The following is an 11,541-nucleotide window of genomic DNA, read 5'->3' as shown; positions in this document are numbered from 1 at the left end:
ATTGGCTGTAATAATTTCATGATGATAGCAGTCTTCAGGGTTCAATTAACGGAAATATTAGAAAAGGTACTTCGGTATTGAAAGCTACCCTATTAATAACGTTTTCGTTGGTAAGTTTCTCGAAGAAACTATGCCAATAATTTACCATGGCTATCATTCCTATATTGTCATTTACATGGGTATAGTTATTTATTGCCCCTGAAATATTCTTATGTCCCTTAATTTCTTCAAAACCGTATTTTATGTCAAGGAACCTTTTGGGCAATAAATCCTTGGCAGTTTGTTGGTGGGGGTGCAATTCTTTACCGATACCGATATGCACAATGGTAATTTTAGAGTCCCATAATTTAGCCAATTCCAAAAGCGGTACCAATTCTACCTCACTATATATATGTTCAAAATTTGTGGCAAAGGCTATTTCCTTAGGGGCCTCAAAATCATATTTCCCAGGAACGGCAATAATAGGGCAGAAGTCTATTTTTTGTATCACCCTTAGCGTGTTGCTGCCCATAAATACTTCTTTGAGAGCAGAGGAACCTTTGGTTCCCATAAAAATATATTGTACATCTTTATCTATGGTGGTTCTGCCAATGGCGTTTACCAAGGAGTCGGCGATACTCAATCCGTTGAAGGAGTGCAAGCTATTTTTGTTTACCGATTTCAATTCGTCCATTAGGGATTTTATGTCTCTCTGGGATTCATCTTTTATAGCTCTAAATAAGCGAGTGTCTTTAGCCTTGCCCATAGTACTGCTCAAATTGGACGGGCCAACTTCAAAGGCATGTAAAATATGGAAAACACATTCCACTTTTTCAAATAGGTATACCGCGTAGTCTATGGCATTGCGGGCGTTTGCAGAGAAATCCGTTGGCAGGAGTATATGTTTTGCTTTCATACTTTTTTATTTACCGTGTATTTGGGGCCACCCTGTGCAAATAATTCTACCTGGAGGGTGTAGCCTTTAGGGGTTTAATAATAGTAAGACCGTTTATGAACTAATTTTCGGAAACATGGGACCATATCAATGTTGGAACAGCTTTTGATTGTCTTCCTAGGTTTGCCCGGGAAGGAACAAGACCGGCACCATGGAATGGAAGGCTATTTTTTTAACAACAGGCTCCTCTATAATTCTTTCCCAAAAGCTATGGTGGTATCTCACCATGGCAAGTAGGTCTGCCCTGGATTTGTTGACATACTGCTCAACACTTTGCACAATATTGGTGTCGAATCTTACTTCATTAAGGGAATATGTGGTATCGGCCAATCGTTCTTCCAGAATATGCAGGTTCGTTTTCTGGACATCGGTGAGAATAAATTCTACCGCTACATGGATTACCTGTATTGTTGCATTCCAAAGGTTTGTTAATTCTGTCATGGGCAATAGCCCAAACTTTTCAAACTTTCTAGTATAATCCGTTGGAAAGACCAGTGTTTTTAACTTTTGGAAGTTATAGTTCTTGGGCACTACTATTATGGAAATATTTTTAAGTTGTTTTAAGACTCTTACCGTATTGCTTCCCATAAAGATTTCCTTTGCCCCGGTGACGCCTTGGGTGCCCATTACTATGAGGTCTATGTCGTTATTAGAAACTATATCCCTAACGGATCCTTCCAAAGTGTCGGATTTGGAAATGGTTTCAAAAAAGTGGTTCGGGTTGTTGTGGTTTTGATTGAGGTAAGCTAAAATTTTATCTAGTTCCTGGGCCGAATACTGTGCTAGGGAGTCATAAATGACGCCCAATCGCTGTTGACTTTTTTGCCCCAACATGTTCATGGCTTTTGGTTCGTAGGCATGTAAAATGATAAATTTGCATGGGACATCCGCATAGAGTTTTAATGCTGTAAATATGGCATTCCAGGCATTGTCGGAAAAATCGGTAGGCAATAGAATTTTTTTCATCCTTTTAGCTTTTAAAATTATCTGGGTAGATTCTGCATCACCAAAAATGGCAGTTTTAATCGTAGCCCAATTTCGTCTACCGTGGATCTGTAAAGCATATCCTCCAGGAATGAATGGCGCGAGTTTACCATGACCAATAGATTGATGTTATTTTTTTTAATGTAATCCATTATAGCTTCCGCCTTATTCTTGGTGGGGCGTCGTTCAAAAAATAAATACGCCTCTGCCAAAGATTCCTTAAGGAAGCGTTGGTTATCTATCTGTCTTGTGCTTAAATCATCAAAGTCTGAAAGGTGTAGGCAATGTATTTCCGATTTAAATTCGGATGCCAAGGTATTCAACAACTTCAATTCCCTTCGCTTGTAAGGCAGCATATAATCTGTGGGAAACAATATTTTCTTTGGCTGTTGGAACTTATAGTCCAGTGGTACAGCGAGCACGGGGCACTGTACGTATTTGAAAACCTGCACTGTATGGCTGCCGAAAGTAATTTTTTTGTCGGCAGTTTTACCTTTGGTACCCATAATTACCAAGTCTACATTTATTTGGTTGACAAAATCATTGACAGCATCTACCAAGGTGTCGAATGCAGAGAGTGTTTCATAAGAGTGTTTTGGGTTGTTCTCCCTAGCGGTAAGTTTTTGAATCAGGTCTTTTAATGCCTCATCGGTATTCTTTTCTACCGTTTCTTTTTGCACTTGTATGGAGGATTCCCCATTGGTCTTGTACGGACCATAAACCTCGTCTGCATAAGCGTGCAAAAAGTAGAAATTGGTGCGTTCACATTTATATAGATTTAGTGCATAATCTATGGCATGCATTGCGCTGTTGGAAAAATCGGTAGGAATCAGAACTGTTCTCATAGGTTTTCTTTTGTGTACTTACCAAAGTTATTGGTAGCGACCTATAAAACCTATGACATTTATCAGTAGCCCAACATCGATTTATTTGGATAAATTTATTCGTGCAAAACCAGTAGGGGAACGCTGGTCTGAAAACTAATCTTTTTAATGGTGGTGTCGAACAGCAGTTGTTGAAGGAAATTGAGGTTTTTGGCCACCATGATTACCAGATCTATTTTCTCGTTGACCACAAATTGTTCAATGGCACTTTTAACCCTATCGTGTTTTAGATGATGGATGCTATGCGATTTTTCATAAAGCTCCAACAAATAGTCCTTCAAATAGGTCATATTCTGATTTTGGACATTGTTTAAAGGAACACCGGGCTTGGAGACATTAACAACTCTTAGCTTAGCTTGGGTGAGATGGATCATTTGGGAAATTGCCTCCAGAATAGAGTGGGAATAGAAGATATTGTAATCGGTAGGAAAGGCAATTTCTTTGGGATTTTTTTGAACGGCCTTTTCTGGAATCATCAATAGATTACAGGGTACTTTGGTCAAGACATTGCCGCTATTACTCCCTAAGATGGTTTCTTTTAAGCCCGAGGCCCCTTTGGTGCCCATGACAATCAAATCTATCTTTTTGTCCAATACGGTCTTGCGAATAATATCTATGAGATTTCCAAACTCATGGAGGGCAATAAAGTGATGTTCCTTATTGGTGCTAAGGGTCTTTATGTGTGCAAAGGTAGCAGCAAGGTTATCCCTATGGGGTAAATTGGCTACTTTGGGCGGCATAATAAGGGAATTGCTATCCACACCGGATTGACTCAGTGCATCAACATGGAGTACGTAAAAATTACAGGGAGCATCTTTAAACAGCTTTATGGCATATTCAATGGCATTTCTGGAATTTTGGGAAAAATCGGTGGGGAACAGTATACTCTTCATTCAATATTATATGTCCATTTGGGAGCAAAATTATACTTAAGGCCAAAAATGAAATATGACATTGGTCAGTTTGAATAAAATATAGAGTAAGAATATACTTAATTTATGTACTGCAGGGCCTTTAATTCCTTGATACGGATATTCCTTCCTTCGATATCTATGAGCCCTTCTTTTTTGAATCCGGAAAGCGTACGAATAAGGCTTTCGGTAGCAATACCGGCTACACTAGCCAAATCATTTCGGGAGATTTTAATGGGGTCTTCGGTTTTTTTATTCATTATTTCTGCAAATTGCAACAAGGTTTGGGCGGTTTTTTTACGAACGGAACTGTAGGCCATTTGCAACAATTGTTGTTTTATGTCCTTAATATTTCCAGAAAGCAGTTCCATTAGTTCCAAGGAGATATTGTGGTTCTTTTCCAGTACTTGCTTTAAATTTTCCTTGGAAATTCCGGCCAGTTCCGTATCCTCAATGGCAGTTGCCGATTCTTGGTATGGAATATTGTCTATAAAGGAGGTAAATCCCAAAAAGTCATCGGCCCTATAAAGGGAAGTAATCAGCTCTTTTCCATCCTCGTCCATTGTATGGCATTTTACTACCCCTTTTAGGATAAGATATATTTTATGCGAATAGGTACCTTCTAGGTAGATGGAGCTTCCTTGGGGGAAACTACTAGGTTCGCCATTGTCGTCAAAAAAATTCTTCAACTCGTTCAAGGTACGAATCTGATCTTCCGGGTTGGAGGGGTCTGATTTTGCGTCCTGTGCCATTCGCCCCAAGAGTTCCACTTTGGCCAAACGGCTTTCAATGGCATTTACGAGGTCTTCCTCTTCAAAAGGCTTGGTAAGGTAATCGTCCGCGCCCAGATCCATTCCTCGCCGTATCTCTTTGTGTTCGGTTTTGGCAGATAGGAATATAAAGGGAATATGTTTGGTTTTTTCATCTGATGACAGGTCTTTCAATACACCATAACCATCTACTTCCGGCATCATAATGTCACAGACGATAATATCGGGTAGTTTTTCCTTTGCCAATTGAATACCAATTTTACCGTTGGGGGCGGTAATCATACTATAGCCTGAAAGCTCCAAAAGCTCTTCGGTGTTTTCACGTAAGGCCCTATCGTCCTCGATCAATAGAATAGTCTTCATTGTTCTTTCAATTTATATTTTCTAAAGGGATCACTATGGTAAAAATAGATCCTTTGTTTTCTTCACTAGTGAATTCAATGGTGGCGCCAAGATTCTCCAAATGCTGTTTGGCAATGTTGAGTCCAATGCCCGTGCCTTGGTTCAATAATGCATTTTCCGCCCTGAAATATCGATTGAAAATATGTTTTTGGTCCTCGACAGGAATACCAATCCCACGGTCTATGACTTTAATTAATACATTGTTTTTTTCCTTACTGACCGCTAGGCTAATGGTTGTATCTTCAGGGGAATATTTAATGGCATTGTGGATCAGGTTGGACAAGGCCAGTTCCAATGTTTTTTCATCAAATCTGATAAAAATGTCGTCGATATTCTCTGGATATTGAATGGTTTGGCCCGCCTTAAGGAGCATGTTGGCACCATAGACTACCTCGTTTATAATTTTGCTTAGGGGGAAGGTTTCGATCTTGTAATTTACCTTTCCGGAATCCAAGCGTTCCACGGAAAGAAAATCGGTTAAAATGGTATCCAGATAACGTACTTTGTTCTTTATGGTTTCCACATGTTTGTCCCGCTTATCCTGTTGGTGACTTTCGGTATACTTGGCCAATAAGGTTATGGAGGTAAGTATGCTGCTCAAAGGGGTTTTGAATTCATGGGAAACCAAGGAGAGGAAGCGAGTTTTAAGTTCGTTCAATTCCTTCTCTTTGGCCAGGGCTTCGGTAAGTTGTTTGGTGCGTTCCTGGACTTTTTTTTCTAGTTTTTCGGTATAATTCCTACGTTCCGTAATATCGAGGATTATGGCAACTATAACATCCCTTTCACCAAATGTGGATAGCTGCAAATGTACTTCCACGGGATATATGGATCCGTCCTTTCTTTGATGGTCGGTTTCAAATTTCACCTTGTCCCTTGCCCCGGAAAGCAAAGGCTCTATAAGCCCTTGGAATTGTGTTGCATCCATATAGGGCTTTATATCCAAAGGCTTCATGGCCTTAAATTCCTCCAAGTCATAGCCCATATTTCGAAGGGCCTCTTTGTTTACACTTACAAAATGTTGTGTAATGGCATCGAAAACGTAAATTTCGTTTAAGGACTCATCAAATATTCTGGCCCAATGGCTAAGTTCCCTTTCTTTGATCTTACGTTCGGTAATATCTATTACCAAGGCCATTACATAGGTTTCGCCATATAGCTCAAAAGGGTTTAGGCCCGCCTCAACTGGAAATTCCTCGCCGTTTTTTCGTACTCCATGCAAATCCCTTCCCTTACCCATTTGCCTGCGTTCACTTTTTTCGATAAAGTCTTCCACATGGTCTCCATGATGCTTGTGGAACCTTCTTGGAATAAGGGTGTCCAAGGGTTTTCCGAGGAGCTCGCCCTTATTATAACCAAACATTAATCCGGTAGAGGAATTAGTGGCTACTATAATCTGTTGGGTATTTACAACAATAATTCCTTCGGATACCCCTTCGGAAAGTAGATTGAATATGTCACTGTTTTTTTGAAAGGCCTGCATTATCCAAAGATAAAATTTTTAAACTGATTATTGTCATATAAAAAAATAGGGTTATGCGCTAATTTTAGCTTGTTATCTTCAACAATAAGAAAATGAAAAATTCAAAGGCAATAGGTAAGAAATTGTATGAAAATCTTGGAGAATTATTCTATGCCATCGCCAAGGCAGACTCCCGCGTTCATGGTAAGGAAATAAGCAAGCTTAGGTCGTTCATTATAAAATACTGGTTGGAGGTTGATGGGTTGGAGGATGAATTTGGTACGGACGCGGCCTTTCAAATCGAATCGGTATTCGATTGGTCTATGGAAAATGATCTGGATAGTGAAGTGTGCTATGAAAGTTTTAAGGAGTTCTATAAAGATAATGGGGGTTTGTTCACCGCGTTTATCAAGGTGCTTATTTTGGATACGGCCCATGCCATTTCCAATAGTTTCGCAGGAAAAAACAAGGCAGAATTGGTAATGTTGGGCAAATTGGAACTTTTGCTAAAGAAATAGAACTTTGGATGGGGTTGGGATTCCGATTCCTGTTCAGATCTTAAATGTCATAACCGGTAGTCCGGCTTTGTTTGCAATATCCTCACCAATACTTCCAAGCAAGAAATGTGAAAGGCCTTTTCTGCCATGTGTTGGTAGTGCGAGGAGATCAAAATCTTCGGTCTTGCTGAAATTCAGTATGCCAACTTCCACGCTGTGGTCATTGTATACCTCTACTTTGGATTTGGTGTCCCCGGCCTTCAACATAAATTTGGCTATGCGATTCTCAGCTTCAGGTGTACTCAAAAAATCCTGATAGGGGGTGTTGATGTAGACCAATTTTAGTTTGGCCGAAAATTTTTCTGCCATTAGCTTAACATTTTTATACGCCACGATCATATCTTCCGAATAACTGCAGGCAAATAGGATATTTCGTATGGTGAAATTGGAATTTTGTCCTTTTATAACCAAAACGGGGACATCGGAAGTGCGTACTACCTTATCGGTATTGGAACCGATGAAAATTTCATTGAAGCCCGTACTGCCGTGCGAACCCATTACGATCAGATCTATATTTTGTTCCTTGGCAACATTATTGAGTTCACTGAATACCTTGTAGTTCTGCACTATTTTACGAATAGTGATATCTTTTAAATAGGGTTTGTCCAAGAAGCTTTTAAATTTTTTCTTTGCAAGTCCCATAAAGTATTTGGCTTCCTCATACTCCAATAAATCATCTTCGGCAATCACTGCTTCTGAAATTCCCAGCATATGGATTAGGGTAATATCCGCGTTTTGCTGTTTTGCAATGCCGGCAGCTACCTCTAGGGCATAGGCAGAGTGTTCTGAGAAATCTACTGGTACCAATAAGTGTTTCATTATATTTTGTTTATGGTTGTACTCCTCTTAGGTCTATTTTTGTCAACTCTGTCAATTTATTAGTGAAACTCAATTTTGAGAAGTCGGTAAGACGCACTTAAAATTGCAGGTTCAACTAATCCCGCCTTTTTCGGCGAGATCTAGGTTCAATACCTTTTATTAATGGGTAGTTGTGGTCCCCTTTGCAAAATCGTCAATTGTGGTTGGTCCAGACCCAAGTGATGGTATAAGGCTTTGATCTACCGAAACAAAAATAAACAGTAGCCGAACCATTTAAAATGACATTGGTCACTAACCCCAATTTTAATTAAAACATTTTGAGGATACTTGGACCGGTAGGGCACAACATTCCTTTATGCTTTGTATGCCTTTATAAAACCTTTAAAAAGGGCGGGGGACCGAGCTGGTAAAAGTTATTTTCGGATTACTGACATTGGTCATTTTATACTGAATTTTCATATACTACTTTAGTGGAAATAAAATTCAAAGCCATGAAAAAAATTATAATAACAGTATTTGTAATGTTAATGCTTCCCAATGTATTCCATTCCCAAACCATTAAAAATATTGATGAAATAGCTCCATTTAGTGAAGGACTCGCGGCTGTTCGACAAGGGGATCAATGGGGGTTTATTAACGAAGAAGGTCAAATGGTCATTAATTTTCGCAGCGACATTTATTGGAACCGTGATGCCGATACCACAAAAAAGGATATTTCAGGGGTCCAATATCCCATGTTTAATGAAGGAAGGTGTCTGATCACCAAAATGGTGGAGGATGGTGTGCCCGTTTACGGATTTATCGATACCAAGGGAAATGTAGTACTGGAACCCCAGCTGCTAAATGTTTACCCCTTTGATAATGGTTTTACCACAGGGGTTCTTTTTGAGAAATCCATGAAGGGAAAAAATGAATTTAATCTAGATATTTACGAATTTAAGTTTCACGATGTTATGCTGGATACTTCAGGGGAAATTGTGGAGTTCTTCAATAGAAGGAACAATATCCAAATGACCAAAAAAAGGTACAGGAGGCCTTCGGTAGGGGTAAAACAATTATCGAAAGGTTTGGTCGGGGTATACTCCCAGGATGAAGGTTGGGAAGTGAGGAAAATAACTTTAAATAATTGATTATGTTAAGATTAAAGGATAAAGTTGCCGTTATTACGGGTGGTGCTGGAGGAATTGGATTGGCCACGGCTAAATTGTTTTTACAGGAAGGTGCCAAGGTTGTAATTGTGGATATCGATAGGGAAGTTTTGGAAAAGGCAACCCTGGCCGTAGATGACGAGAATTTGTCTATTTGTGTTGCCGATGTTTCAAAAGCGCTGGACAACGAAAAGTTTGTAGAGACAATCCTTGAGCGTCATGGGAGGATAGATATATTTTTTGCCAATGCAGGGATTGAAGGTACTTCCAAACCAATTGCCGAATATCCGGAGGAGATTTTTGATAAGGTAATCGGGGTCAATCTTAAGGGGGTGTGGCTAGGTTGCAAGCATGTAATTCCAAAAATGAAACAAGGTGGAAGTGTAATAATCACTTCTTCCGTGGCTGGCTTAAGGGGTTTTTCCGGATTGGGGGCCTATGTGGCCAGTAAACATGCCGTAGTAGGCTTAATGAGGGTAGCGGCCAAAGAAAATGCCAACCGTAATATTCGCGTGAATACCATTCATCCGGGTCCTGTCAATAATAATATGATGAGACGGCTGGAAAATGATATGTCCCCTGAAAGTCCCAATGATATTATGAAAGGCTTTGAAGCAGCGGTACCTTTAAAACGATATGCAGAATCTAGTGAGATTGCGGCTATGGCGCTTTTTTTGGCCTCGGACGAGAGCAAATATATCACAGGTACTACCCATGTAGTGGATGGGGGTATGTTAAGTTAAACAGTTACTTTTCTATTTTATACTCAAGTCCACCGGTAAATTATAGCTTTTTGATGTTTGGGTATGGGCTAAATAAGGACGTGGTCAACAACAGCATTCCCACATATGATAATTGTCATTGTCTAAGTCGCTTTACAGAAATATCTTCATCAAAATTTTGATTATGAAGGGTTTTTTAAAGTTGGGAAAGGTGGCAGGTATCCGATTGGAGGTACATTGGACATTTGCCTTATTATTGATTTGGGCTGGTTTTATTGAGTTTCGGAATAGCGGAAACCTCGAAAGGGTAGCAGTTAACCAAGGATTTATTTTGGTGTTAATGGCTTGTGTAGTACTCCATGAACTGGGTCATGCCCTGACCGCCAGAAAATTTGGGATTAAGACCCAAAGAATTATATTACTGCCAATTGGTGGTGTGGCCACTTTGGAAAAAATGCCCGAAAAACCTGGGCAGGAACTGCTTGTAGCCTTGGCGGGCCCAGCCGTTAATGTAGTAATAGCCATTGTATTGGCTCTTATAATTCCTGTTAAGAGTTATTTTAATTTTGATAATATTTTGGTGGAGGAGATGCTCTATGCCCCCAACCTGCAGAATTTCCTTTTTTATCTTTTTATAGCCAATGTAATGTTGGTAGTGTTTAATCTTATTCCTGCATTTCCGATGGATGGTGGTCGGGTACTTAGGGCCTTATTGGCCTTTAGATTGAGCCGAGTGGAGGCAACAAATATTGCAGCCAGTATTGGCCAGGCCTTGGCCGTTGTTTTCTTTATACTCGGATTTTTCGTTAACCCTTTTTTAATCCTGATTGCCTTTTTTATCTTCTTCGGGGCACGTGGCGAGAACCAAATGGTGAAGCAAAACTCCCTGCTGCAAGGGCATCTGGTAAAGGAAGCTACATTGACCAATATAACGGTACTGCGTCCGGATAATAATGTGCAGGAGGTTATAGATATTCTTCTGGCAAGTACGGAAAAGGATTTTGTGGTAGCCCAGGACAAGGATATATTGGGAATAATAACCCAAAAAGATATAATTAAGAACGCCAAGACCCCTTCAATTCTGGTAAGGGATATAATGGACAAAACATTCACGGCAGTTGATGAGTCTACAGAAATCCTTAAAGTATTGGAATTGGTAGGAAAGGAAAAGAAGAGCTTTTTTCCCGTTACACGGAATTCAAAGTTAATAGGTGCCATAGACATGGTCAATATTGGGGAGTTTATTTTGTTTAAATCTGTATCTTGGAATAAAATAGATAATTCATGATCATACACGGTTTAGGGGAAAGAAATTCACTACTTAATAAATTTGTTTCGGAAATTAGGGATGCCAAGATACAGCTCGATAGCATGCGCTTTAGGCGAAATATTGAACGTATTGGGGAAATTCTGGCCTACGAACTAAGCAAAACCCTGAACTATAAGGACCATACAGTTGTAACCCCTCTGGGAACCAAAGATATGTCCATTCCCATTGATGATCTGGTGCTTTGTTCCGTTTTACGCGCCGGACTTCCTTTACACCAGGGTTTGTTAAATTATTTTGACAATGCGGAAAATGCTTTTATTTCGGCTTTTAGACACCACCGTGGAGATGAGGATGCTTTTGAGGTCATAGTGAATTATTTTGCCGCTCCATCCTTGGAAAATAAAACCTTGGTACTTACTGATCCAATGTTGGCCACCGGTAAAACCTTGGAAAATGTTTTAAATGCCTTAAGGGACCATGGCAGGCCCAAGCAGATTCATATTATATCGGTAATTGGTTCCCAATCAGGAATAGACCATATTACGACAGTTTTTCCAAAGAACACCCAATTGTGGATAGCAGCCATAGATAATCGGTTAAATAGTAAAGGCTATATTGTTCCCGGTATTGGGGATGCTGGGGATTTGGCTTTTGGGGTGAAACTATAGCCAACCTTCTTTC

General features: G+C 39.8%; 12 protein-coding genes. 5 read left to right on the top strand and 7 right to left on the bottom strand.

Going from position 1 to position 11,541, the window contains the following annotated elements; all coding sequences use genetic code 11:
* Positions 1-34: 34 nt before the first annotated feature.
* From QSE00_RS11305 to QSE00_RS11280, 6 genes are all read right to left on the bottom strand, one after another.
* Entirely contained in the window at positions 35-895 is an 861-nt protein-coding gene (locus QSE00_RS11305) for a universal stress protein (RefSeq protein WP_286106030.1), read from the bottom strand.
* A gap of 156 nt (positions 896-1,051) precedes the next feature.
* Positions 1,052-1,900 carry a universal stress protein gene (locus QSE00_RS11300; RefSeq protein ID WP_286106029.1) on the bottom strand — a complete coding sequence of 283 codons (849 nt, stop codon included), beginning with the start codon at positions 1,898-1,900 and terminating at the stop codon, positions 1,052-1,054.
* 17 nt (positions 1,901-1,917) lie between these two features.
* On the bottom strand, positions 1,918-2,763 hold the full coding sequence (locus tag QSE00_RS11295; RefSeq protein ID WP_286106028.1) for a universal stress protein: 846 nt from the start codon (positions 2,761-2,763) through the stop codon (positions 1,918-1,920).
* A gap of 95 nt (positions 2,764-2,858) precedes the next feature.
* A complete protein-coding gene (locus QSE00_RS11290) occupies positions 2,859-3,695 on the bottom strand; it encodes a universal stress protein (protein ID WP_286106027.1) in 837 nt (278 codons plus the stop codon).
* Positions 3,696-3,793: 98 nt separating this feature from the next.
* Positions 3,794-4,846 carry a response regulator gene (locus tag QSE00_RS11285; protein ID WP_286106026.1) on the bottom strand — a complete coding sequence of 351 codons (1,053 nt, stop codon included), beginning with the start codon at positions 4,844-4,846 and terminating at the stop codon, positions 3,794-3,796.
* Positions 4,847-4,853: 7 nt separating this feature from the next.
* Positions 4,854-6,365 (bottom strand): sensor histidine kinase, encoded by a 1,512-nt coding sequence (locus tag QSE00_RS11280; protein ID WP_286106025.1) that lies wholly within the window; start codon positions 6,363-6,365, stop codon positions 4,854-4,856.
* 92 nt (positions 6,366-6,457) lie between these two features.
* Between QSE00_RS11280 and QSE00_RS11275 the strand changes: the two genes are divergently transcribed.
* A complete protein-coding gene (locus QSE00_RS11275) occupies positions 6,458-6,862 on the top strand; it encodes a hypothetical protein (RefSeq protein WP_286106024.1) in 405 nt (134 codons plus the stop codon).
* Positions 6,863-6,895: 33 nt separating this feature from the next.
* On the opposite strand, the gene QSE00_RS11270 is transcribed toward QSE00_RS11275, so the two are convergent.
* Positions 6,896-7,720, bottom strand: coding sequence for a universal stress protein (locus QSE00_RS11270; protein ID WP_286106023.1), 825 nt, complete (start codon positions 7,718-7,720; stop codon positions 6,896-6,898).
* Between the two features lie 491 nt (positions 7,721-8,211).
* On the opposite strand from QSE00_RS11270, the gene QSE00_RS11265 reads away from it, so the two are divergent.
* From QSE00_RS11265 to upp, 4 genes are all read left to right on the top strand, one after another.
* Positions 8,212-8,850 (top strand): WG repeat-containing protein, encoded by a 639-nt coding sequence (locus QSE00_RS11265; protein WP_146216326.1) that lies wholly within the window; start codon positions 8,212-8,214, stop codon positions 8,848-8,850.
* A 2-nt stretch (positions 8,851-8,852) separates the two neighbouring features.
* Positions 8,853-9,611: an SDR family NAD(P)-dependent oxidoreductase gene (locus tag QSE00_RS11260; protein WP_110356777.1), complete on the top strand. Its 759-nt coding sequence runs from the start codon at positions 8,853-8,855 to the stop codon at positions 9,609-9,611.
* 163 nt (positions 9,612-9,774) lie between these two features.
* Complete coding sequence (locus QSE00_RS11255) at positions 9,775-10,878, top strand: site-2 protease family protein (RefSeq protein WP_110356778.1); 1,104 nt, start codon at positions 9,775-9,777, stop codon at positions 10,876-10,878.
* Positions 10,875-11,528 carry a uracil phosphoribosyltransferase gene (upp, locus tag QSE00_RS11250; protein WP_110356779.1) on the top strand — a complete coding sequence of 218 codons (654 nt, stop codon included), beginning with the start codon at positions 10,875-10,877 and terminating at the stop codon, positions 11,526-11,528. The genes QSE00_RS11255 and upp overlap by 4 nt, the downstream gene beginning before the upstream one ends.
* The last annotated feature ends 13 nt before the right edge of the window (positions 11,529-11,541 follow it).

The sequence above is a fragment of the Arenibacter flavimaris genome (genome assembly GCF_030291335.1).
In the GTDB taxonomy this organism is placed as follows: Bacteria; Bacteroidota; Bacteroidia; order Flavobacteriales; family Flavobacteriaceae; genus Arenibacter.
Note: the sequence above shows the minus strand (reverse complement) of the source record. Positions and strands in the feature narration are given on the sequence as shown.

Coding starts and splice junctions, on each gene's coding strand:
- QSE00_RS11305 (WP_286106030.1), bottom strand. CDS start 895: ATGAAAGCAAAACATATACTCCTGCCAACGGATTTCTCTGCAAACGCC.
- QSE00_RS11300 (WP_286106029.1), bottom strand. CDS start 1,900: ATGAAAAAAATTCTATTGCCTACCGATTTTTCCGACAATGCCTGGAAT.
- QSE00_RS11295 (WP_286106028.1), bottom strand. CDS start 2,763: ATGAGAACAGTTCTGATTCCTACCGATTTTTCCAACAGCGCAATGCAT.
- QSE00_RS11290 (WP_286106027.1), bottom strand. CDS start 3,695: ATGAAGAGTATACTGTTCCCCACCGATTTTTCCCAAAATTCCAGAAAT.
- QSE00_RS11285 (WP_286106026.1), bottom strand. CDS start 4,846: ATGAAGACTATTCTATTGATCGAGGACGATAGGGCCTTACGTGAAAAC.
- QSE00_RS11280 (WP_286106025.1), bottom strand. CDS start 6,365: ATGCAGGCCTTTCAAAAAAACAGTGACATATTCAATCTACTTTCCGAA.
- QSE00_RS11275 (WP_286106024.1), top strand. CDS start 6,458: ATGAAAAATTCAAAGGCAATAGGTAAGAAATTGTATGAAAATCTTGGA.
- QSE00_RS11270 (WP_286106023.1), bottom strand. CDS start 7,720: ATGAAACACTTATTGGTACCAGTAGATTTCTCAGAACACTCTGCCTAT.
- QSE00_RS11265 (WP_146216326.1), top strand. CDS start 8,212: ATGAAAAAAATTATAATAACAGTATTTGTAATGTTAATGCTTCCCAAT.
- QSE00_RS11260 (WP_110356777.1), top strand. CDS start 8,853: ATGTTAAGATTAAAGGATAAAGTTGCCGTTATTACGGGTGGTGCTGGA.
- QSE00_RS11255 (WP_110356778.1), top strand. CDS start 9,775: ATGAAGGGTTTTTTAAAGTTGGGAAAGGTGGCAGGTATCCGATTGGAG.
- upp (WP_110356779.1), top strand. CDS start 10,875: ATGATCATACACGGTTTAGGGGAAAGAAATTCACTACTTAATAAATTT.